General features: G+C 68.7%; 20 protein-coding genes. 7 read left to right on the forward strand and 13 right to left on the reverse strand.

The window, feature by feature from the left end; all coding sequences use genetic code 11:
- Positions 1–129 precede the first annotated feature (129 nt).
- On the forward strand, positions 130–579 hold the full coding sequence (locus tag Q4V64_RS21305) for a hypothetical protein (protein ID WP_124441536.1): 450 nt from the start codon (positions 130–132) through the stop codon (positions 577–579).
- A gap of 137 nt (positions 580–716) precedes the next feature.
- Here the strand turns inward: Q4V64_RS21305 and Q4V64_RS21310 are convergent, their stop codons facing one another.
- From Q4V64_RS21310 to Q4V64_RS21325, 4 genes are all read right to left on the reverse strand, one after another.
- A complete protein-coding gene (locus Q4V64_RS21310; RefSeq protein WP_124441535.1) occupies positions 717–2,066 on the reverse strand; it encodes a replication initiator in 1,350 nt (449 codons plus the stop codon).
- A 295-nt stretch (positions 2,067–2,361) separates the two neighbouring features.
- A complete protein-coding gene (locus tag Q4V64_RS21315) occupies positions 2,362–2,559 on the reverse strand; it encodes a hypothetical protein (protein WP_124441534.1) in 198 nt (65 codons plus the stop codon).
- A complete protein-coding gene (locus Q4V64_RS21320; RefSeq protein ID WP_124441533.1) occupies positions 2,556–3,857 on the reverse strand; it encodes an FtsK/SpoIIIE domain-containing protein in 1,302 nt (433 codons plus the stop codon). Before Q4V64_RS21320 ends, Q4V64_RS21315 begins: the two co-directional genes overlap by 4 nt.
- On the reverse strand, positions 3,857–4,204 hold the full coding sequence (locus tag Q4V64_RS21325) for a hypothetical protein (RefSeq protein WP_124441532.1): 348 nt from the start codon (positions 4,202–4,204) through the stop codon (positions 3,857–3,859). Before Q4V64_RS21325 ends, Q4V64_RS21320 begins: the two co-directional genes overlap by 1 nt.
- Before the next feature lie 165 nt (positions 4,205–4,369).
- Here Q4V64_RS21325 and Q4V64_RS21330 point away from each other — a divergent pair, with 165 nt between their 5' ends.
- Positions 4,370–5,149: a GntR family transcriptional regulator gene (locus tag Q4V64_RS21330; RefSeq protein ID WP_124441531.1), complete on the forward strand. Its 780-nt coding sequence runs from the start codon at positions 4,370–4,372 to the stop codon at positions 5,147–5,149.
- A 407-nt stretch (positions 5,150–5,556) separates the two neighbouring features.
- Here the strand turns inward: Q4V64_RS21330 and Q4V64_RS21335 are convergent, their stop codons facing one another.
- A complete protein-coding gene (locus tag Q4V64_RS21335; protein ID WP_124441530.1) occupies positions 5,557–5,856 on the reverse strand; it encodes a hypothetical protein in 300 nt (99 codons plus the stop codon).
- 321 nt (positions 5,857–6,177) lie between these two features.
- On the reverse strand, positions 6,178–6,744 hold the full coding sequence (locus Q4V64_RS21340) for an ATP-binding protein (protein WP_124441529.1): 567 nt from the start codon (positions 6,742–6,744) through the stop codon (positions 6,178–6,180).
- A gap of 105 nt (positions 6,745–6,849) precedes the next feature.
- On the opposite strand from Q4V64_RS21340, the gene Q4V64_RS21345 reads away from it, so the two are divergent.
- Entirely contained in the window at positions 6,850–8,295 is a 1,446-nt protein-coding gene (locus Q4V64_RS21345) for a tetratricopeptide repeat protein (protein ID WP_253267095.1), read from the forward strand.
- A 216-nt stretch (positions 8,296–8,511) separates the two neighbouring features.
- Positions 8,512–9,894: a restriction endonuclease gene (locus Q4V64_RS21350; RefSeq protein ID WP_124441528.1), complete on the forward strand. Its 1,383-nt coding sequence runs from the start codon at positions 8,512–8,514 to the stop codon at positions 9,892–9,894.
- A gap of 138 nt (positions 9,895–10,032) precedes the next feature.
- On the opposite strand, the gene Q4V64_RS21355 is transcribed toward Q4V64_RS21350, so the two are convergent.
- Both Q4V64_RS21355 and Q4V64_RS21360 read right to left on the reverse strand, forming a co-directional pair.
- On the reverse strand, positions 10,033–10,812 hold the full coding sequence (locus tag Q4V64_RS21355; RefSeq protein WP_124441527.1) for a DMT family transporter: 780 nt from the start codon (positions 10,810–10,812) through the stop codon (positions 10,033–10,035).
- The gene (locus tag Q4V64_RS21360; protein WP_124441526.1) at positions 10,809–11,315 is read right to left on the reverse strand and encodes a YbaK/EbsC family protein; all 507 of its coding nucleotides are present in this window, start codon (positions 11,313–11,315) and stop codon (positions 10,809–10,811) included. Before Q4V64_RS21360 ends, Q4V64_RS21355 begins: the two co-directional genes overlap by 4 nt.
- Before the next feature lie 119 nt (positions 11,316–11,434).
- Here Q4V64_RS21360 and Q4V64_RS21365 point away from each other — a divergent pair, with 119 nt between their 5' ends.
- Positions 11,435–12,088: a GNAT family N-acetyltransferase gene (locus Q4V64_RS21365; protein WP_124441525.1), complete on the forward strand. Its 654-nt coding sequence runs from the start codon at positions 11,435–11,437 to the stop codon at positions 12,086–12,088.
- Between the two features lie 34 nt (positions 12,089–12,122).
- On the forward strand, positions 12,123–12,587 hold the full coding sequence (locus Q4V64_RS21370) for a MarR family transcriptional regulator (protein WP_124441524.1): 465 nt from the start codon (positions 12,123–12,125) through the stop codon (positions 12,585–12,587).
- An 80-nt stretch (positions 12,588–12,667) separates the two neighbouring features.
- Here the strand turns inward: Q4V64_RS21370 and Q4V64_RS21375 are convergent, their stop codons facing one another.
- Complete coding sequence (locus tag Q4V64_RS21375) at positions 12,668–14,932, reverse strand: MMPL family transporter (RefSeq protein ID WP_124441523.1); 2,265 nt, start codon at positions 14,930–14,932, stop codon at positions 12,668–12,670.
- A gap of 121 nt (positions 14,933–15,053) precedes the next feature.
- Positions 15,054–15,653: a TetR/AcrR family transcriptional regulator gene (locus Q4V64_RS21380; protein ID WP_124441522.1), complete on the reverse strand. Its 600-nt coding sequence runs from the start codon at positions 15,651–15,653 to the stop codon at positions 15,054–15,056.
- A gap of 224 nt (positions 15,654–15,877) precedes the next feature.
- On the opposite strand from Q4V64_RS21380, the gene Q4V64_RS21385 reads away from it, so the two are divergent.
- Positions 15,878–19,105 carry a S41 family peptidase gene (locus tag Q4V64_RS21385; protein WP_124441521.1) on the forward strand — a complete coding sequence of 1,076 codons (3,228 nt, stop codon included), beginning with the start codon at positions 15,878–15,880 and terminating at the stop codon, positions 19,103–19,105.
- 90 nt (positions 19,106–19,195) lie between these two features.
- On the opposite strand, the gene Q4V64_RS21390 is transcribed toward Q4V64_RS21385, so the two are convergent.
- The 3 genes from Q4V64_RS21390 to Q4V64_RS21400 form a co-directional block, all read right to left on the reverse strand.
- Positions 19,196–19,405, reverse strand: a complete 210-nt coding sequence (locus tag Q4V64_RS21390) for a hypothetical protein (RefSeq protein ID WP_124441520.1) — start codon at positions 19,403–19,405, stop codon at positions 19,196–19,198.
- Positions 19,406–19,493: 88 nt separating this feature from the next.
- Positions 19,494–20,378, reverse strand: coding sequence for an SDR family oxidoreductase (locus tag Q4V64_RS21395; protein ID WP_124441519.1), 885 nt, complete (start codon positions 20,376–20,378; stop codon positions 19,494–19,496).
- Positions 20,375–21,877 (reverse strand): NAD(P)/FAD-dependent oxidoreductase, encoded by a 1,503-nt coding sequence (locus Q4V64_RS21400; protein WP_124441518.1) that lies wholly within the window; start codon positions 21,875–21,877, stop codon positions 20,375–20,377. Before Q4V64_RS21400 ends, Q4V64_RS21395 begins: the two co-directional genes overlap by 4 nt.
- Between the last annotated feature and the right edge of the window lie 125 nt (positions 21,878–22,002).

The raw sequence follows: 22,002 nt of genomic DNA on the forward strand, positions 1-22,002 counted from the left end.
GTGACGTGACCTGTTGCGATATCGTCCCGTCACTGCTGTGGGGAGGGCGGGAACGTCATGGATTGGTTATCGGCTGAAGCAGTGGGTGCCTCTGCGGCCGCGCTGGCGTTTGGAGTGTCCGCGTGGTCCATGTTCTACCTGGCCAAGCAGACGAAAGCAGCCGCCGAGCAGACGCGAGCCGCTACCGAGCAGACCCGGGCGGCCACGGAGCAGACGAGGATCAGCAATGCTGTGGCTGCCGTCTCGGCGAACGACATGGTGCTCCGTTCGCTGCGTGAGGTGCACGTCCTGATGCTCCAATTCCCCGGCTCACGCGGGTGCTTCTACGACGGCAAGCCATTGCCCGAGGAAGCGGACGAGCGCGATGCGATCATCACTATCGCCGAACTGCTCGCTGACGTTTTGAGCAACGGCATGCACGTCCACCGAGAGATCCCCCACAGCACCAGCGCCGAGCCGTGGGAAGCCTACTGCCGACACATGCTGGAAAGCGGCCCGGTACTGCAGGATCTGGTGCGCACACACCTCGATTGGTGGACTTACCTCCCCGCCCTGCTCCCGGCGAACCAGTCGGCATAACTGCGGATCTTAGGAATCCCTCGGTGCAGGTCCGAGGAGCCGCGCGAGTCGCGCAGCGCTCTTCGGCCCTATGCGTGTGGGGAACTTGGCCGCTTGGCGCTCGACCGCCCGAGCCCACTGCTCGTTGTGGCGTCTCGTCACCGGGACACCTCACGTTCATCGCGAGCGATCTCGCTGCTCGCGGCGAGGTCTTCGGCGACTCCAGCGGCGATGAGGGCGGCGCCGGGAGTGTGGCCGGAGCCGACGTAGCGCCAATTCCGCTCGGTGACGGTGTCGAGGATGTCGGCGTGGCCGACGTGGTGCGCGCGTTCGGCGCGGAGGGCAGCGTACGTCGTCGAGTACGCGCGCGACTTGGTCAGGATGTGGCCCCGGTAGCCGAGCGTGTGAGCCCAGGTACGGAGGTGCAGGGGCGCGTACTCGGGGAGGCCGCCGAGGCGCCAGCAGGTCCGCATGAGGGCGCGGACGTGTCCGCTCACGGGTGCCGTGTCGATGTCGGCCCAGGTGGTGAGCTTGTGGTCGGTGCCGGCGCCTGTCTCGTCCGCTCCTTTGGTGACGTACTTGGCGACGTATGCGGCTACGGCGTCATCGTCGGGGCCGTCGCCGTCGGCGCGCAGCTGTCGGGCGTCGATCTGGGAGCCCCAGCGCAGCACCAGCTCACCCACGGCGGGGCTGTAGGGGGTGCGGACCAGGACCCGACGGGCCGAAGTCTGCACGGCATCGGTGAGCCGGTCGGCGGTGCCCCAGGCCGGGGGGTCATCAGCCGGTCCGTCCGGGCCGTCGAGCCGGACGACGGCATGCACGTGGACGGCCGCCCGCTTCTGGTACTCGGCGACGCGGGCGAAGGACAACCGCGCGTGCTGGGCGAACCGGGACTGCACGATGCCTGCCGAGGTGGCGAGGCGGCGCCGGACGTCGATGACGAACCGGTCCCACAGCTTGGAGGCGTGCGCGTGCCAGAGCACGTGGGCGGTGTAGTCGTAGCAGTCCGGGCAGATTGGTTGGCCGACGAGGGGATCGGCCGCGTCGTGAACGGCGCCGCAGCCGAGGGAGCGGCCGTGGTCACAGGTGCCGCGGTCGCGGCGAGGTCGGCACTGCTCACCAGTCCGGTGGACCGGCCCGAAGGACGGGGCGGTGAGGGTGACGAACAGGCGGGGCCGGGTGCGCACGGTGGCGGGGACGTTCTTGCCGCCGATCAGGCCCGCGCGGACGAGGTGGAAGGTGTCGCCCGCGTGGAGCCGGGAGCAGGCCGGGCAGATGGTTGCGCGGCGGTTGCGGCAGCGGATCAGGAGGCGTTCGCCGGGTTCGCTGCGAGTGTCGTAGTGGTGGAGGATCTCGCCGGTTGTCCCGTCCAGGACGGTGGTGGAGCCGGTCAGGTGGACGGGGTGGGAGCAGCCGCCGGTTGCGGTGATCTGCTCCAGCCAGCGCGGGAATTGAGGGCCTTGGGCGATGCGAATTGCGTCGCGGTCTGCTTCGGGGAGCTGACGCAGGCGCGCCGCGCGGTTGAGGACGGCGCGCCGGTCAGCCGGGGTGTACTCCGGGGTGATGGTGGTGACCTTCCGGGGTGGGCCGCCGAGGCGGCACGGGTGATGGGTGGTGGTGCGCCGTTGGTCATGGGGATCACTCCGTTGTGTGGGTGGGGTGGGCGGGGCTCAGCGGATGGTTCCGGTGCCCCGGCAGACGCGGCAGCGCCGCGACCGTCCGGTCCAGGTCTTCCGGGCTCCGTCGCCCTTGCAGTGGGGGCACCTCACGCGAGGCATGGGCATGGCCGTGCTTCCTTTCTGCTCAGGTGTGGGAGAAGCCGTTGATCAACCAGGTCAGGAGGCCGTGGACGGTGAAGAGCACCGGGGTCTGACCGAGGTAGAGGCCGAAGAGGCCGACGCAGACCGCTTCCCAGGCGCGGACGTCGCGGGAGCGGACGAGGAGGACGGTGATGATCCCGAAGATCACCGCGAACGTGAACGCCGTACCTTCGCTGATCACTTGTCGTCTCCTTCCAGCACCGCCAAGGCGCGGTCGAGGGCGGGCAGTTCCGGGGTCATGGCCGCGTGCTTCCGGGCCGTCGACACGGCCTCTTCGGTGGTCGTGAGGTGGGAGCGGGCGCGGCTCCAGCCGCCGTCCGGGCCGGTGCAGACGGCCACGCCCCGCTCCTCGGCTGTGATCGCTTGGGCGACGGCCACGGCGTCCTTGTTGAGGTCGCCCAAGGCCATCTCTGCCGTGCCGGGATCGTTGACCCGGTGGCAGATGCGACCGCCGAGTTGGGCCCGCAGGGCCGTGACGCCGGGCCCGAGGTCGGAGCCGACGCGTTGTCCGGCGACGACCAGGTGCAGGCCGAGGGCCGCCCCGAGCTGCGCCAGGCGCAGCAGGAGTGTGGAGCACTGTTCGGTTTCCGCCTTGCTGTCGCGGGTGCCGTCGGCCAGGTACAGCTCCGCGATCTCGTCGACGATCACGACGACGGGTATGGGCCTCAGCTTGTCGGGCAGCTCCCAGATCGAGCGGACACCCGCCGACCGGCACGCGCTCATCCGGTCCTGCATGTCGACGACCAGCGCGCTCAGCACGGCGACTGCTTCGCGTCGGCAGGTCGCCAGCGCGCTCAGCCGTCCGGTGAACAGGCCAAGTTCCATGCCGCCCTTGCAGTCGATGCCGACCAGGGCGACAGGCTGGGGCGCGAGTTGGGTGATCAGCCGGGCCAGCAGGGTGGACTTGCCTGACCGGGTGGCCCCGGCGATGAGCCAGTGCGGTACCAACCGCAGGTTCATCACCCACGCGCCGCCCGTTTCCAGCGCGCCGATGAGGGCGGAGAGCAGCTCGGTCGGGGCGGTGGCTAAGCCGGGCCGCTGAAGCGGATCAGTGGCCGTCGCCGTCAGCAGCACGAGGCCGCGTTCCGGCGAGGCGACCCGTACCGCGTGGACCTTCCACGCGTGTACGAGCGCATCGGCCGCCTTCATGTAGGTCGCGGGGGTCTGGCCCGCGTGCAGCCGTACGGCCACGGTCAGCCCCAGGCGGGTGGCACGCGGGAACGACAGCCGCGGAGCCACCGGCCGCACCGGATCACCCTTGACCAGCAGGTGCCCGACCAGCGTGCGCGCCGGAAGGCGGGACACGGAGAGGTCGTTGAGCATGGCGACCCGCCGCCAGGTGAACAGCACCCGGCACGCGGTCACCGGGTAGCCGACGACGTACCAGTGCCAGGCCGGACGGTGCCGCCGCACCAGGTCGCCGACGACGAGCACCCACGCGAGTACTGCCAGGGCGAAGGCAAGCAGGATCGGCTCCATCAGGCGTCACCGCCCTTGGAGTGCGCCGCCGTGCCGTGCACGGGCGTGATCGCGTCGGCCCGGAAGCTGACGCCGTGCCGGTCGCCCATTGACCAGGCGAACGCGGTCAGTCCGGTGACCTTGACGATCTGGCCTTCCTCGATGCCTTTGGGCTGACCGCTCACGGCGATCTCGATGACGGAGATACGCCGTCGGTCCTGCCGCACGGTGACGGCCACGGTGTAGACGGGGTTGCCGTCCCGGTCCTTCTTCACCTCCTGTGTCTCGGGGTTGCTGAGCTTTGCTTCGGGCGCGATGGCGCACCGCAGTACGCCGAGCCGCGCCGTGTCCACGGGAATGGACTGCATTGTGTTTGGCCTCCCTGGCCAATCGGGACGCCAGCGAGATGCTGACGTCACTTGTCCTTACGAGTTACGACTATGAAGTGCTGTACGGCGAGAGTGCAACTACTTATGCTGACGAGTGATGTCGCTCGTGCGACGTGACTACGACCTCAACCCGGAGATGCCGAGATGTCAGAGATCCAGCGCCCCGGAGCCCTCTACCAGCAGGTGGCCGCCGCCATCCGCGAGGCGATCCTGTCCGGCGAGTTCACGCCGGATTCCCTGCTGCCGTCCGAAGCTCAGCTCATGGCGCGCTACGGCGTCTCCCGTCCCACCGTCCGCAACGCCATCGCAGCCCTGCGAGCGGAAGGGCTGATCGACGTCCGGCACGGCAAGGGCAGCTTCGTACGCTCCGACGGCCAACCAGCGCTCACCCTCGAACGCCGCGTCAGCCGCACACCCGACGGCCGATTCGTGATGCCCAACGGCGACGTCTGGGACGAGGCCGAGGAGCCCAGCACGTATCGCACGCACACCACCAAGGCCACCGGCCGACTGCTCCAACTCGACGAGGAAGAAGCACTGTTCGGCTGTGACCGGCTGCTGATCGACGCCGCCACCGGCACGCGCGCGATGCACCGGACGTTGATCCCGTTCGAGGTGGCTGAGGCTGTTCCCATGCTGGCGGAGGAACCATGCAAGCGTCCGGCAGCGATCTACTGGGTACTCACCCAGGCCGGACACAAGCTGTGGTGGTCGGAGACGGTCCGCGCCCGCATGCCGCTGCCCGACGAGCGCACCACACTCCAGCTCCCGGACGCGACCCCGATACTGCACCTTGTCCGCGTCGCGCACGGCACCGACGACCGCCCGCTGATCCTCGAAGAGCTCAGCGTCGGTGCGGACCGCGCCGAACTCTCCTACCGGATCACCGCCGACAAGCAGCCCACCGGACGCGCCCGCACCTGAGGACCAACGGCCATCGGTCGAAACAACCTTCACTTCCTCAAGGGCGTGCCTCCGGCACGCCGGGGCGCCCGGCCGCCCCGGCCGGGCGTGCGGCGTGACCGCCGGTCCCGTCCGGTCACCCGGCGCCCCACACCGCAATACGCCCAAGGAGTCGAAGCGTCGACCGGCCACGGTGGCCCGGGGCGTGGGTGGCTGGGGGTCGACGGCCTCCGAGACTTTAGGCAGCTCCCATGGGGCGAGCCTCGAAGAACAGGGGGCCGATCGGGCTATTGCGGGCAGCTCCAAGGACTGCCCGATCCGCTGGCGAGCGTAAGGCCCCCTGTTCACTCGCCCCATGGCAGCTACCGCCCAAAGTCTCTGCGGCCGGCGACGTGCCCACGCGCGCCGCTCACCAGCGAAAAGGCCCCTCACACCGCACCGCCGTCGCCATCGGCGAGCGCCTCCAGGAGCCCGGCGAGCCGGTCAACAGCGTCCGGCCAGCCCGCCAGCCGCACGACCCCGCGCCCGCCCTCGTTCGTCGAGGCGACAGCCCGTAACTCGGACAGCCCGAACCCGGCACCGAGGAACGCCCGATTCAGCCGGTCTGCGGACTCCCGCGCCTCGCGCCAGCCCGCCATGTAGTCGACATCCGGCACCCACAGACCGAAGTCCGCGCCCGCGACATCATCGAGGCCATTGCTCAGCCAGCCCTCATCCGCGCCAGTCACCTTGCCCACCTCTGCCCTGATCTAGATAACGGGTCATCAACTCTCTTTGGCCCAGGGCAGATGCACAGCACAACGGCCCCGGTACCATCAGGCACCGGGGATCTTCGCGTTCCCCAGCCGGGCCACCCTTGTGCTTTCCAGGGCTAGGGGTGGCCCGGTCCGGTGTTCGGTTGTCGAAGCGGGCCTCCTGAGGCCGAGTGGGGAGCTCGGCGGATCGTCCCAGGAGGCCACGCCCCGTTCGCCGGAGGAATCACCCTCCAGCCCCGGGCAGCCGCCCGCTACCGTCGCGAAAGACACGAGGAAGCGACGGCCCGGAGATCATCAGTGCGGTCTGTGCTTGCCTTCGCCGTCCAGATCGAAGCGGCACCAGACCGTCTTGCCTCCGCCCTCCTTCGGCGTCCACCAGACCGCCGCCCCCACCCGCTGAGTGATCATCAATCCACGGCCGCTGTCGGGTAAGACAGCTTCCATCAGCTCCCCCGTCAACTCCGGGCAGAGCGCGTCGCCCATGGGAAGCAGAGGGGGTGTCGAGTCCTCATCCGCGACGCCGATGAAGAGCCACCTCGGATAGAGCTTGAAGGTCACATCGATACGCCGACAGCCGCCGGGACGGGCCAGATGACGCTCCGGCACCACATGGTTCACCACATTCCCGACCAGTTCCGAGACGGCCAGCCGGGCGTCAGACACGACCTCACCCACAATCACCCCGCGCAGGAACACGGCCACCGTGTCCCGCGCGATGCGTGCCGCGTCCCCGCACTCGGCGAACAGCGTCAGAGCCAGGAAGCGCCCGTCGGATGACGGATCCGGCACCGCGAACCAGTGAGCGTACGCCTCCAGTTCCTGCGCTACGTGTTCATGCCGCCGCGCATTTCTCGCGTCCATGACATGGTCCCGTCTCAGCTCACGTCTGCCGAGGCCCTCCCGGCAGGGTGACGAGAGTGCACCCCCTGCCCCGGCTGCCGCTCCCCCCTCTTGGGGACCCCCCTCATGGGTACACTCGCGAGACAGACCGTGAAGCGAAGATCGAAAGAGAAGATCAACCAACAAGAGACGTCAGGTCAATCACAATGGGGAAGTGAGATGACCGAAGCTGCACCGACACCGGCAGCTCTGCCTCCGCACGTGCTGGAACGCGCGGACGTGCGGTCGGCGATCGCCAACCACGACTTCGGTGAAGTCTTCAGACTGGCCAAGATCCACGGCCACATCAGCTACGCCAAGATCTCCGAGGCCATCGGCTACAAGCGCGAGCACATCGGCAAGATGGCCCGGCCCGAGACCGACGGCAAGGGCGTTCGCCCACGGATCACCCAGTTCCACAAGATCCTCGAAGTCGTCGATGGACTGCGCATCCCTGGTCATCTCGCAGGTGTCGCCCCACGCCCGTGGGAGTTGGAACGACCGGCCACCCCATCCAGGCTTGACGACCCCAGCGCCTTGATCGCACAAGGTGGCGCCGGATTGTGGGACATCGCCGAGATGCTACGGCGGACGGAGATGTCCAGCATCAACAGCGCCGCCCTGGAGTCGATCGAGCAGGGCATTGACCAACTGGCCCGCGCGTACCCGTACGCCGATGCCGACTACCTTCACGAGCGCACCCGGAACGGCTTGCAATACGTCACCAAGCAACTCGAAGGCCGGATGACCCTTCGACAGCACCGGGAACTACTCGTCGATACCGGATGGCTGTTCCTGCTGAACGCGTGTGTCCAGTACGACCGTGGCCAGCGCGAGGCCGCGAACCTCAGTAAGGCCGCTGCACTCCGCATAGGCGAGGAGGCCGGACACGGCGAGATCAAGGCTTGGGCGTGGGAGATAGAGGCGTGGTTCGCTCTCACCCAGAGCCGTTGGCAAGACATGCTCGACGCCGTCGAGGCCGGGCACGCCTCGGACCAGACGCATTCCGTCGGCGTGCAGTTGTACGCGCACAAGGCACGCGCCGCCGCCCGCATGGGAGACGCCCGACTGGTCCGTGACTCACTGGATGCCGGACGCGCACGCCTGGACCGGCTACCCCGCCCGGACCACCCGGAACACCACTTCATCATTGACCCGGACAAGTGGGACTTCTACGAGATGGACGCCTATCGTCTACTCGGAGACGACGAACGCTCCGCCGCCCACGCCCGATCAGTGATCCGCATCAGCACCGGCCCCGGCGGAACCGAGATCTCACCTATGCGCGCCGCAGAGGCACGCCTCACTCTCGGAGTCGCCGCCGCCCGCACGGGCGAGATCGAAGAAGCCATCGGCATGGGAACCAAGGCCCTCGAAGCCGACCGCAAGTCCCTCCCGTCTCTGCTTTTAGTCGCCGACGAGTTGGATAAGGAACTCCGGTCCCGCTACCCGCGCGAAGCCGCCACACGCGACTTCCACGAACAGATCATGACCATCAAGCGGGGGGCAGCCGGGCCCGAACTTCCGTTCTGAACTGACTGCCCACGGTCCGGGTCCATGCTTCCGGCGGGAAGCGGGTTCCGGTGTAGCGCCACCGCGCACACCTTGAATCTAGAGTGCCGATTAGCTCGACACCTCTGCCCAGGCATTCTTGCAGGAAAGTGGAATTCTCGACGCTGAGGCCTGGAAATAATCCAAAGCTTCTATACGACGACCTCTTCCATTGCACCGAATCAGGAGACTTGACACGTGAGAATCACTCCGTTTGACGAGTTCCGATCACTGGAGAACGGAAAAACCCCACAGCGTCGCGGAATTGAATTCGAGCGTTTCCTGTTGCGCCTCCTGCGCATAGCTGGACTCCGAGCAGAGCGAGATTCCTCGATTTCCCCACCGAGGCAGACTGATCTTGTCGCCTCCTATGGAGGACAAACGTACCTCATCGAAGCGAAATGGGAAAGCAAGCCCGTATCGATTGACGTGGTCGACGCGGTAGAGGCACGCCTTCGCCGGACATCTCCATCTGTCGTCGGCGTAATCGTCAGCATGTCCGGATTCAGCTCTACATGCCTTGAAGAGGTCGTTCGCAAAAGAGGAGATCGAGCGATCATCCTGATGGATCGAAACGACATTGAAGCTGCCATCGAAGACCCCGTAAAGCTTCGGTGGATTCTGCACACGAAACATCAGCGGCTAGTCCGGATGGCCGAGGTTTGGTTCCACGACTCAGTTTTAACCCGCGCCTACTCCCGCTGGCAGGAACCTGAAGATGATCACTCTCAGTTGATGAGCGTTAACGGCGGACCAATTCCATGGGTCGCCAATAGTACTGACTTCAAAAGCCCCGTGTTCGGCCATCTACACATTCCCCTCGATGAATTGGAGAGGCGCGGCGTTGCCGTTGTTGACCTGTTTCCCGCCATTCGGTCGTTGGCGTCCTTGCGGCAGCTCCTGATCGACCTTCACGAAAACGGAAAGTGTGATGGAGCTTTCCGATGGACGCTATCTAAGCGACCTAAAGCATTGCATGGAATCGGTCGCCCCTCATTGACTGATCTTTTGTCGTCCGAGAACGGATACGAGGGTCAACGCGCAACTCTGCACTGTTACGGATCAAGTGGCGACGAGTTCTGGAGCCTCTCAGTCGATATACATGACGAGGGCGAAGTTGACAACTGCGACTTGTCCTTCGTCATGCAGCAGCTACCACTCGACACGACGCGCTTTCAACATATCACTGACACTTTTGGGAGCTGGATGGAGAGTCGAGTTTCATGGGACCATGGAGTCAACTTCGCCCATGGACGCATCGACCCAGCCATCGAACTTGAAATCGCAGGCTATATAACCTCAAGAGAGGTTACATCTTCCGGCGAGGAGCAGCTACGGGTAACAGGGGTATTGGCACATAATCCGCTCAAAAATGGAACGCCTTTTCCGAAAAGTATCGGGATTGGTCCCAGCTGGAACGAAATTTCATACGTCCTATGCGACGTGGCTCCCCATTGCGCATGGAAGGAACGTAAGGGCAGGTACATGTTGACTGGTTGGGTTTCTGCTTTCGCAGCAGGAAGTGTGGTAGTTGCGCTCGAAGGAGCCAGGAATCCTCCTCGGCAGTATTGGAACCAGTAATCAGAAGTCGCTGAGTAGCGCAGCGAAAGCCCACTTCCGAGTGCGGTCCGACGAGCCTTCAAGGCCCGGCAGAGGCATCCGCGACTCCCGCTACGGTGCTTGCTGCACCTACTGGCCGCCTGGGTGTACAGGATGCCCTCACCCAGCCCCTTGGCCAGCCAAGTTATTACCGCATGAACCGAGGTTGACTGACGACTCCCGCAGAGCGGCGATCGGTGCCAGCTCGGCCTTCGTCTGGGCCCACAGGACGAGGCCGTACGCCGACACGGACAGCGCGGCGCCCAGCAGGCCGACTGCGGCGAACGGTCGTAGGACGGTGAGGAGTTCACCGCGCCGGCGAGTGAGGGCGTACGCCGGAACCGCGCCCCCCTGCACGGCCATCAGCCAGGCGATGTACCCGAGGGAGGACCCGGAGGCCCGCACGCCGAGCCCGTCGACGACGGTGTACGCCGCGATGGCCAGGCCGGTGGTCAACGCGGCCCCGATCGCGGCCCAGTTGGGCCGGTGCCCGCGCAGGCCCCACAGGGCGACGCCGGTCAGCCCCGCGCAGGACAGGGCGATGCCGGCGGCCGCCCAGCCGTCCGGGACCTCGTGCGCGAAGACCGCGGCGAGCAGCGTCACCACCAGGGGTGCGGTGCCGCGGGCGATCGGATACGCCTGCCCGAAGTCGCCCAGCCGGAAGGACTTCATCAGCAGGATGTAGTACCCGACGTGGATGACGGCCGAGGCGATCAGATACGGCCATGCCCCCGCCGCCGGGAACGGCACGAACGGCACCATGGCCAGCCCGATCAGCATCCCGCCGCCCGCGATCAGCGTGAACCCGACCAGCTTGTCGGTGATCTGGTGGGCGATCGCGTTCCAGCTGGCGTGGGTGACGGCGGCCACCAGCACGGCCGCGGTGACCAGCGGGGTCACGCGGTGCGCTCGCGCACGTCCACCAGTGTGGCGCCGGCGTGAGCGACAAGGTCCTTGGGCTCCATGGGGAAGACGGCGTGTGGATTGCCGGCGGCGGCCCACACGACGTCGTGGTCGAGCAGCGACCGGTCGGCGAGGACGCGGGTCCTGTTCCGGTGCCCGAAGGGCGGCACGCCGCCGATGGCGTACCCGGTCGTCTCCCGTACGACATCGGCCTTGGCCCGCGTGACCTTCTCGGCGCCGAGCTCCTGTCGGACGAGCTCGACGTCGACGCGGGACGCTCCGTCCATGAGCACCAGCACGGGTACCCCGTCCGCTGCGAAGATCAACGACTTGCAGATCTGGCTCAACTCGCACCCGATCGCCGCGGCGGCCTCGGCGGCGGTACGGGTGGCGTCCGGGAAGCGGCGGACCTCCAGGCCCTCAAGCCCCAGCTCGCGCAGGGCTTCGGCGAAACGGGGATGGGCTCCGGAGTCTTCGGTGTCAGTGGCGGTGGTCGTCATGGACGGCACGCTAGCGGTGTGTGTACGGGGCAGGCGACCGGGTTGTGGCGGGTCTCGAACCATTGTCGGCCGGAGTGAACTGGGTTGCGAGAGCGCTCCCCACCAAGCACCGTACGACGATGACTTCGGCACCCGCGTCCAAACCCGCACCCGCGATACGCCCCTATGCCCCCACCGACCGCCCCGCCCTCGACGACATCTGCGTCCGCACCGCCCACGTCGGCCAGGACAGCCGCCCCCACTACGCCGATCCCGGCATCTTCCCGGTGATCTTCGCGGCGCCGTACGTCCACCTGGAACCGGACCTGGCCTTCGTGCTGGACGACGGCCGCGGACATGCCGTCGGCTACATCCTCGGCACCGCGGACACGCCCCGTTTCGTCGAGGACTACCGGGCGAAGTGGCTGCCGCTGGTCGCCGAGCGGTACCCCGAGCCGACCACCCCGGCCCGCACCCCCGACGACGAGATCGTCCCTCTGCTCCACCACCCCGAACGCATGCTCGTGCCGGAGGTCGCCGCCTACCCCGCCCATCTCCACATCGACCTGCTCCCCGAGTGGCAGGGGCGTGGATACGGGCGGGCCCTGATCGAGACCTTCCTCGACGCCCTGCGCGAGAAGGGCGTACCGGCCGTGCACCTCTCCATGCTCACCGCCAACACCCCCGCCCGGTCCTTCTACGACCGCCTCGGCTTCCACGAGATCGAGGTGCCGGACGCCGACTCGACGGAGGTCACCTATCTCGGGCGCTCGACAAGTCCTGACCTTCGATAAGGCAGCCATAAGGTAGCCATGTACCGTATCCACGGTGAGCGACGCACCGAAGGCCCCCTCCCCCACCCCCGGCTACCTCGTCTGGCGCCTCGCCAACAAGTGGCGTACCGCCGTCGACCAGGCCCTCGCCCCGCTGAACCTGACCCACGCCCAGTACGTCCTGCTGGCCTCCCTGAGCGGGATGGAGCGGGCGGGGCGGCGGCCGAGTCAGCGGGAGCTCGCCGACTACACGGGGCTGGAGGCCCTGTACGTGTCGAAGCTCGCCCGGTCGCTGGAGTCGGCGGGGCTCGTGCGGCGGACCCGCGACGGCCATGACACCCGTGTCGTGCGGCTGGCCCTCACCGACGAGGGGCATGCCTCCGTGCGGCCCGCCATCGATGCCGTACAGGTGCTGCTCGACCAGCTCCTCACCCCGCTGGGCGGGCTGGACGACCCGCGCACCGAGGACTTCAAGCGCACCCTGACCACCCTCCTCGACACCCCCCTGGGCCCGGCATGAGAAGCGCGAACGAGGAAAGCCGGTGAGGGCTCCCCGTCCCCACGGGGCCCTCACCGGCTGGTCCTGCCGGAGCTGTCGCGTCAGGCGCTGACCAGTTCCTTCTTCTCGTCGGGATCCGCGTCGCCGGCCTTCTCCGAGTCGTCCAGGGTACGCAGACCCTCGCCCTCGACGTCGACGTTCGGCAGGGCGCGGTCCAGCCACTTCGGCAGCCACCAGGCCTTCTTGCCGAGCAGCGCGAGCACCGCCGGGACGATCACCATGCGGACCACGAACGCGTCGAAGAAGACGGCGATCGCGAGGCCGAAGCCGATCATCTTGATCATCGACTCGCTGGAGCTGATGAAGCCGCCGAAGACGGCCATCATGATGACCGCGGCGGCGGCCACGACCCGGCCACTGTGCTGGAAGCCGGTCACGATGGCCTGGCTCGGCGACTCGCCGTGGACGTACGCCTCCCGCATGCGGGTCACGAGGAACACCTCGTAGTCCATCGCCAGACCGAAGACCACGCCCACCATGAAGATCGGCATCATCGACATGATCGGGCCGGTCTCCTCCACGCCGATCAGGCCGGCGAGCCAGCCCCACTGGAAGACCGCGACCACGGCACCGAGCGCGGCGAGCACGCTGAGCAGGAAGCCGAGGGCCGCCTTCAGCGGGACGAGGATCGAGCGGAAGACCACGATGAGGAGGAGGAAGGCCAGGCCCACCACCAGGGCCAGATACGGGACCAGCGCGTCGGTGAGCTTCTGCGAGAAGTCGATGTTCATCGCGGTGGTGCCGGTGACCAGGACCTTCGCGCCCGTGTCGGCCTTGACGTCGGCGCCCTTGTCACGGATGGCGTGCACCAGGTCCTCGGTCTGCGTCGAGGACGGCTTGGAGTCGGGGATCACGGTGATCGTCGCGGTGTCGCCGGCCTTGTTGAAGGCGGCCGGGGTGACCGTCACGACGTCCTTGAGGCCCTTGATCCCGTCGGTCACCGTGGTGGCCGCCGCCTTCGGGTCGTCGCTGTTCTTGGCGTCGACCACGATCATCAGGGGGCCGTTGAAGCCGGGGCCGAAGCCCTCCGACAGCAGGTCGTACGCCCGACGCTGCGTCGTGGACGTCGGCTGTGAGCCGTCGTCGGGCAGGCCCAGCTCCAGCTGGGCGGCCGGGACGGCGATCGCGCCCAGACCGACCACGCCGAGCAGCAGCACGGCGGCCGGACGGCGGATGACGAAGCTCGCCCAGCGAACGCCCAGGCCCGGCTTGGCCTGCGCCGCGGACTTTTCGGGCGCCGCGGCCTTCTCGGGCGCCTCGGACGTGTCGCCGCCACGCCGCTTGCGCTTCTCCCCCGCCGGCCGGACCTTCTTGCCCGCGTACCCGAGCAGCGCCGGGATGAGGGTCAGTGCGATGAGGACGGAGACCACGACCGTGCCCGCCGCCGCGAGTCCCATCTTGGTCAGCATCGGAACACCGACGACCGAGAGGCCCGCGAGTGCGATCACGACGGTGAGACCCGCGAAGACCACCGCCGAGCCCGCAGTGCCGGTGGCCCGGCCCGCCGCCTCCTCGCGGTCGCGGCCGTCGGCCAGCTCGCCCCGGTAGCGCGAGACGATGAACAGCGCGTAGTCGATGCCGACCGCGAGGCCGATCATCAACGCGAGCGTGGAGGTGGTGTCGCCGAGGTCGAGCACGTTGGCGAGGGCGGTGATGGTCGAGACGCCGATACCGACGCCGATGATCGCCGTCAGCAGTGGCAGTCCGGCCGCGACCAGCGAGCCCAGGGTGAGGACGAGGACGACCGCGGCGATGGCGAGGCCGATGACCTCACCGATGGCCCCCGCCTCGGCGGCGGCCTGCAGGGCGTCACCTCCGACGTCGACGGTCAGCCCGGTGGCCCGGGCCTCGTCCGCGGCCGTCTCGAGGGCGTCCCGGGTCGCGTCCTTCAGCTCCATGCCGGGGGCGTCGTACTTCACCGAGGTGTAGGCGACCGTGCCGTCCTTGCTCACGGCGTTCGTCGTGAACGGGTCGGTGACGGAGACGACTTCGGAGCCGTCGCCCAGTTCCTTGACGGTCTTCGCGACGGTCGCCTTGTTGTCGGCGTCCGTCATCTTCTCGCCCTCGGGCGCCTTGAAGACGATGCGTCCGGTCGCTCCGTCGGCGCTGCCGCCGGGGAAACGCTGCTCCAGCAGGTCGAAGGCCTTCTGCGCCTCGGTGCCGGGGATCGAGAAGGAGGTGGCACCCGGGGCGGGCGCGGAGGCCGCGCCGACACCCGCGAGCGTCAGCAGGGCCACCCATATCAGGGCGACGAAATGCCGTCGCCTGAAGGCGAGCCGGCCGAGTTTGTAGAGGAACGTGGCCACGAAGGCGAACTCCCGGTCAGGTCGTGGGTCTTTCAGGGCAGGGATGATCAGCCCGACGACGTGAGCGGGCGCGTCAGGTGCTGCGGAGTGCTGTCAGGTGCTGCGGAGTGCTGGGGAGGACTCAGGCAGTGGGTACGCCGAGGGCGGGGAGGACCACGGCGTCGAGGTACGAGATGAGCCAGGCCTGCGTCGGCGGCTGGTCTTCGAGGAGCGCGCGACTGGCGAACCCCCCGATCAGCATGGGGAGCAGGTAGTCCAGTGCCGGGCAGTCCGCACGGACCTCGCCCCGGTCGACGGCGCGCTGCAGGACACGCCGGAACGCGCCCATCTCCGGTTCGATCAAGTGCTCCTGGAACGCACGGCGCAGATCCGGGTGGTTGTGCATCGCCATGGCCACGCCGCGCATCAGCGCGGTGTTCTGTTCCATGGTGCAGTCGTCCTCGCGCAGCGCCAGGGTGCGCATGTCGCCCCGGAGTGAGCCGGTGTCGACCTCGTCGGCCGGAACCGGCTTGTCATGCCGGAGCGCCTTGACCACCAGCTCGGCCTTGCCGCCCCACTGCCGGTAGAGCGTGGCCTTGCTGGACCGTGTGCGGGCGGCCACGGCGTCCATGGTGAGGGCGTCGTAGCCGACCTCGCGGAGCAGGTCGAGCACGGCCAGGTACAACTCGGCCTCGCGCTCGGGGGTGATCCGGCTGCGACGCGCCGTTGCGACCTCAGTCATTCCGCTCACCTTCCCACTCCGGACAACACGGTTTCGTACTTGAAGCTACGTGAAGAATGTAGCGCAGCCTCGTGCGAAACGAAACTGTTTCGTTCGTGTCCCGGATCACGTCAGTTTCCGGTCACGGTTTTCCGGCCACGGTTTACGCGGTTTCCAGCCGCCGACCGGTGCGCCGATTTTTCACAAGTTGACCAGATCCATCCCTCCGGCGAAGCATGGGGGAGGTGAGCTATCTGCGTCTGCCGCATCTGAACGGCGAACTGCTGTGCTTCGTCGCCGAGGACGACCTCTGGCTGGCCCCCCTCGACGGCCCGGGCCGCGCCTGGCGGCTCACCGTCGACCGCACCAAGACCGGCCACCCCCGCTTCTCGCCCGACGGCCGCCACCTCGCGTACACGAGCTGGCGCAGCCTGGTCCCGGAGATCCACCTGGTGCCGGTGGACGGGGGGCCGGGCCGGCAGCTCACGTACTGGGGCTCGCCCGACACGCAGGTCTGCGGCTGGACCCCGGAGGGCGACATCCTCGCCGTCGCCTCCCACGGCGAGCCCTTCTCGTACTTCACCTGGGCCTACAAGGTGCACCCCGACGGCGACCCCGGCCGCAAGCTCCCCTGGGGCCCGGTCTCCGACATCCAGGTCGCCGACCTCGACGGGCAGCACAAGACCCTGCTGCTGACCGGCACCCCGCCGCACGAACCGGCCGCCTGGAAGCGCTACCGGGGCGGCGCCATGGGCCGCCTGTGGCTGCACGGGGAACGCCTGCTCGCCGACCTCCCGGGGCACCTGCACTCCCCGATGTTCGTCGGCGGCCGCATCGCTTTCCTCTCCGACCACGAGGGCGTCGGCAACCTCTACTCGTGCGCCTACGACGGCTCCGACCTGCGCCGCCACACCGACCACGACGCCTTCTACGCCCGGCACGCCTCCAGTGACGGCACGCGGGTGGTGTACCAGTGCGCGGGCGACCTGTGGATCGTCGACGACCTCGCCGCGGACTCGGTCCCGCGCCGGCTCGACGTACGGATCGGCGGGCCGCGCGCGGGCCGCCGTACGTACCAGGTCTCGGCGACCCAGCACGTCGACGGTCTCTCGGTCGACGAGACGGGCCGCGCGAGCGCCGTCGTCGTACGCGGCAGCCTGTACTGGCTCACCCACCGCGACGGCCCCGCCCGCACCATCACCGACACGCCCGGTGTACGGGTCCGGCTCCCGGAGATGCTCGGCTCCGGCAGCCAGGTCGCCTACGTCACGGACGCGGAGGGCGAGGACGCGATCGAGATCGCCCATCTGCCCCGGGCGACGGGCGACCGCGCTCCTCGGCGGCCGGCCTCGGGCGAGCTGGGGCGGGTACTTGAGCTGGTCTCCGATGCGGAGGGCGAACGGCTGGCCATCGCCTCGCACGACGGACGGCTGCTGCTCATCGACGCGACGGAGGAGTCCCAGGGCGACGTCACCGAGCTGATCCGCTCGATCAACGGGCCGGTGCGCGACCTCGCCTTCTCGCCGGACGGGGCGTGGCTGACGTGGTCGCATCCGGGGATCGGCAGGTCGCTCAGGCAGATCAAGATGGCGCGGATGAAGGACCGGTTGATCGTCGACGTGACGAACGGCCGCTTCGAGGACGAGAACCCGGTGTTCACGAGGGACGGCCGCTATCTGGCGTTCCTGTCGTGGCGCGGCTTCGACCCGGTGTACGACGTGCACACAGGGGATCTGTCCTTCCCGCTCGGCTGCCGCCCCTACCTGGTGCCGCTCTCCTCCGCCACCCCCTCCCCCTTCGCACTGAACCCGGAGGGCCGCCCGGCCGCCGGGGGCCTGGACCCGGTGGAGGAGGACGAGGGCGGCGACGGCACGGTGACCGTCGAGGTGGAGGGCCTGGCCAGCCGCGTGACGCCCTTCCCCGTCGCCGCCTCCAAGTACTCGGCGCTGTTCCCCGTCGCGGGCGGTGGGCTGGTCTGGCTGCGCTGGCCGATCTCGGGCGCGCTCGGCGAGACGTTCGTGAACCCGGACGACACCAGCGGCCGGCCGACCCTCGAACACTTCAACATCAGCAAGGCGAAGAAGGCCGAACTCGTCGAGCACCTGGACTGGTTCGCGGTCAGCGGCGACGGTACGCGGCTGGTGGTCGTGGACGAGGGCGACCTGCGCGCGGTGCCGTCCAACGAACTGGGCGACCTCGACACGACGGTCTGGATCGACCTGCGCCGCATCCTCCACCAGGCCGACCCGGCCGCCGAGTGGCGTCAGGCGTACGAGGAGGCCGGCCGGCTCATCCGGGCGTACTTCTGGGAGCCGGGGATGTGCGGCATCGACTGGGACGCGGTGCTCGACCAGTACCGCCCGCTGGTCGAACGGGTCGCGTCCCCGGACGAGTTCGCGGACCTGCTGCGCGAGGTGCTCGGCGAACTGGGCACCTCGCACGCGTACGTCGCCGCCGCCCGCCGCAACGAGGGCCCGCCGCACTACCAGCGCCGGCAGGGCCTGCTCGGCGCCAACTTCGTCCACCGCGAGGAGGGTTGGGTGGTCCGACGGATCCTGCCCGGCGAGTCCTCCGACTCCAAGGCCCGCTCGCCGCTGGCGGGCACGGGCATCCGGGAGGGGTCGGTGCTCACCCACGTCGACGGCCGGCCGGTGGATCCGGCGACGGGCCCGTATCCGCTGCTGGCGGGGGCGGGCGGTACGACGGTGGAGCTGACGTTCACCCCGGCGGACGGGGAGGGAGGGGCGCGCCGGGTGGCGGTCGTCCCGTTGGTCGACGAGCGCCCCCTGCGCTACCAGGACTGGGTGGCCAAACGACGGGCCGTCGTACGGGAGTTGAGCGGCGGCCGGTGCGGCTATCTGCACATCCCCGACATGGGCGGCTCGGGCTGGGCGCAGTTCAACCGGGACCTGCGCATGGAGGTGTCCCGGCCCGCGCTGATCGTGGACGTGCGGGGCAACGCGGGCGGCCACATCAGCGAGTTGGTGGTGGAGAAGCTGACCCGCACGATCCTGGGCTGGGACCTGACCCGCGACGCCCAGCCGGTGTCGTACGCCTCCAGCGCGCCGCGCGGCCCGGTGGTCGCGCTGGCCGACGAGGCGACCTCCTCGGACGGCGACATGATCACGGCCGCCTTCAAGCTGCTGAAACTCGGCCCCGTGGTCGGTCAGCGGACTTGGGGCGGAGTGGTCGGCATGACCGGCCGCCACCAACTCGGCGACGGCACGGTGATCACGGTGCCGATGAACGCGGCCTGGTTCGACGCGTACGGCTGGACCGTGGAGAACCACGGCGTCATCCCCGACCTGGAAATCCTGCGCACCCCCCTGGACTGGGCGGAGGGCCGGCACGCACAGCTGGCCGACGCGGTACATCTGGCGCTGGACCTTCTGGAGACCAACCCCCCGGCGACGCCTCCGGATTACAAGAACGTCCCGGACCGCTCAAGGCCAAAGCTACCGCCGCGCTTCTGACAGAGGCCGCACCGGACGAGACAAAGCAAACGTGGGGCACCCTCCACAAGAAGGGCACCCCACGTCATCGGCTGAAGCCGAGCGCCGCGGTCAGGCGTCGTAGTCCTGGCTGAAGCGGTCCTCTTCCTCACGCCGGAGGCGCTCCGTCTCCTCGTCACGGTCGCGCATGCGCTCGCCCTGCTTACCGCGCTCCTGGCCCGGCTTGCCGCGCTGAGCCTGCTCACGGGCCTGCTGGGCCTTCTGCTTGGCCTGCTGCTGCCACTGCTCGGACTTCTCCTGGAACTGGTCCTTCATACCCATGTGGGTTCACTCCCGTAGTGGGTCGGGGATTGGCCCCTCAGTGGGGCCTCGACCAGATTCACACGGCCGGACACAGTGCGCATTTCGATCAACTACGGTGCGTAGCACGGGCCTCCTCGTCCGCCGCCCCACCTGCGCCGACGAGCCCCGTGCGCATGCCCTCCACCCGGGACGCGAACCGCCGCATCTCCCGCTGCCCCACCGTCCCGATGAGACCCGGCAGATACCCGCGCACCCCCTGCATCCCGCGCAGCCACCACTGCCCGTACACATGGCTCGACCGCCGCTCGATCCCGGCCACGATCCGGTCCACCGCAGGCCCGAGCGGATAGGTCTTGTTGGACGGCCACGGCAGCCGCTGCCGCAGCTCCCGCATCACCTCGTCCTGATCGGCCCCGCGCACCATGTCCGTGTCGGTCCACGACAGATACCCGACCCCGACCCGCACGCCCTTGTACCCGACCTCGGCCCGCAGACTGTGCGCGTACGCCTCCACACCCGACTTGGACGCGCAGTACGCGGTCATCATCGGCGCCGGAGTGATCGCGGCGAGGGACGCGATCTGAAGCAGGTACCCCCGGCTCTCCATCAGCACCGGCAGGAACGCCCGGGCCGTCACCGCCGACCCGATGAGATTCACCTCGATCACCCGCCGCCAGGCCTGCGGATCGGAGTCCACGAACGGCCCCCCGGTCGCCACACCCGCGTTGGCGACGACGATGTCGACCCTCCCGAACCGCTCCTTGACCTCCTGGGCGACCCGGGCCATCGCCTCATGGTCGGTGACGTCGGCGTGCCAGTGGTCGCTGTCGCCGTGCAGCCGTTCGCAGACCCGCTCGAGCGCGTCCGGCTCCAGCCCGACCAGCGCCACCGCCGCCCCGCGCGCCGACAGCTTGCGGGCCAGCAACTCCCCCACGCCCCGCGCCGCTCCGGTGACGACGGCGACCTGCCCTTCGAGACTCACCCTGTTCACGCGCCGACCTCCGAGATCTTCCGCATCACGGGGAGCCGCAGGACGTCGTACTCCCCCAGGTCCACCCGCCGCGTCGCCCGCCGGAACTCGGTCGTCGTGCCCGGCCAGATGGTGGTGTTGCGGCCGCCGGCGTCCTGGTACCAGCTGGTGCAGCCGCCGGTGTCCCACACCGTGCGCCGCATGCGCTCCCGCACCCGGCGGTTCCAGGCGTGCACGGCGCCCGGGCGGGCGTCGAGCGCGACCCGGCCGCCGAGGACGCCGAGTTGCCGTACGAAATCGGCCATGTAATTCAGCTGGGACTCGATGATGAGGATCATCGACGAGTTCCCGAGGCCGGTATTGGGCCCGATGATGGTCAGCCAGTTGGGGAATCCGGGCACCGACGCTCCCCGCAGCGCCTCCATCCCGCCGCCCTCGGCCCAGACTTCGGCGAGCGTCCGCCCGTCCGCGCCCACCACCCGGTCGGTGATCGGCATGTCCGTGACGTGGAAACCCGTACCGAACACGATCGCGTCGGCCTCGGCCGCACTGCCGCAGGCGGCGACCAGGGTCGAACCACGGACCTCGGTCAGCCCGCTCGCGACCACCTCGACATTCGGCCGGGTGAGCGCCGGGTAGTAGTCGCTGGACAGCAGGATCCGCTTGCAGCCGATGCGGTAGTCGGGGGTGAGCTTGGCGCGCAGGGCCGGGTCCTTGATGGAGCGGGCCATGTGACGCTTGGCCAACTGCTCGACCAGGCCGAGCTCGCCCGGGTGCTTGGTGAAGGCCTGCACCTGCAACTCCCGGATGCCCCACAGCAGTCCGCGCCGGAGCTGGGCGGTGAAGGGCAGCGCCCGGTGCAGGGCGCGCTCGGCGCCGCTGATGGGACGGTCGACGCGGGGCATCACCCACGGCGGTGTGCGCTGGAAGAGGGTGAGCTTGTCCACGAGGGGCTGGACGGCGGGCACGATCTGGATCGCGGACGCGCCCGTGCCGACCATCGCGACCCGCTTGCCGCGCAGGTCGTAGTCGTGGTCCCAGCGGGCGGAGTGGAAGACCTTGCCCGGGAAGGAGTCCAGCCCCGGGATGTCGGGGATCCGCGGGTCGGACAGCGGCCCGGTGGCGGAGACGACGAGGTCCGCGCAGAGCGACCCGGTGCTCGTCTCGATGTCCCAGCGAAGCTTCTGACTGTCCCAAGTCATCGTCTTGACCTCGGAGTCGAAGCGGATGTGGGGCCGGAGCCGGAACACGTCCGCCACATGCTCCAGGTACGCGCGGATGTGCCGCTGCCCGGAGAAGGTGCGCGGCCACTGCGCATGGGGCGCGAAGGAGAACGAGTACAGATGGGACGGCACGTCGCAGGCGCACCCCGGGTAACTGTTGTCCCGCCAGGTTCCGCCGACACTGTCCGCCCGCTCCAGGACGACGAAGTCGGTGACACCCTCGCGCCGCAGCCGTACGGCGGCCCCCAGCCCGCCGAACCCGGACCCGATCACCGCCACCCGCACATGCTCGGCCATCCGTGTCCTCCTTGCCCGCACGACCATGCCAGTGAACACTGGCGCAATGGGAGGTTAGAGCAGCTCCGTACCGATGGGTAGGGGAAGCGCGACGAAAGTTACCGGGGGTACGACATAGGGTGCGG

The organism is Streptomyces sp. NL15-2K, assembly GCF_030551255.1.
Lineage (GTDB): Bacteria > Actinomycetota > Actinomycetes > Streptomycetales > Streptomycetaceae > Streptomyces.

Coding starts and splice junctions, on each gene's coding strand:
- Q4V64_RS21330 (WP_124441531.1), top strand. CDS start 4,370: ATGTCAGAGATCCAGCGCCCCGGAGCCCTCTACCAGCAGGTGGCCGCC.
- Q4V64_RS21360 (WP_124441526.1), bottom strand. CDS start 11,315: ATGACGACCACCGCCACTGACACCGAAGACTCCGGAGCCCATCCCCGT.
- Q4V64_RS21305 (WP_124441536.1), top strand. CDS start 130: ATGTTCTACCTGGCCAAGCAGACGAAAGCAGCCGCCGAGCAGACGCGA.
- Q4V64_RS21380 (WP_124441522.1), bottom strand. CDS start 15,653: ATGACTGAGGTCGCAACGGCGCGTCGCAGCCGGATCACCCCCGAGCGC.
- Q4V64_RS21345 (WP_253267095.1), top strand. CDS start 6,850: ATGGGTACACTCGCGAGACAGACCGTGAAGCGAAGATCGAAAGAGAAG.
- Q4V64_RS21365 (WP_124441525.1), top strand. CDS start 11,435: ATGACTTCGGCACCCGCGTCCAAACCCGCACCCGCGATACGCCCCTAT.
- Q4V64_RS21320 (WP_124441533.1), bottom strand. CDS start 3,857: ATGGAGCCGATCCTGCTTGCCTTCGCCCTGGCAGTACTCGCGTGGGTG.
- Q4V64_RS21390 (WP_124441520.1), bottom strand. CDS start 19,405: ATGGGTATGAAGGACCAGTTCCAGGAGAAGTCCGAGCAGTGGCAGCAG.
- Q4V64_RS21325 (WP_124441532.1), bottom strand. CDS start 4,204: ATGCAGTCCATTCCCGTGGACACGGCGCGGCTCGGCGTACTGCGGTGC.
- Q4V64_RS21400 (WP_124441518.1), bottom strand. CDS start 21,877: ATGGCCGAGCATGTGCGGGTGGCGGTGATCGGGTCCGGGTTCGGCGGG.
- Q4V64_RS21340 (WP_124441529.1), bottom strand. CDS start 6,744: ATGGACGCGAGAAATGCGCGGCGGCATGAACACGTAGCGCAGGAACTG.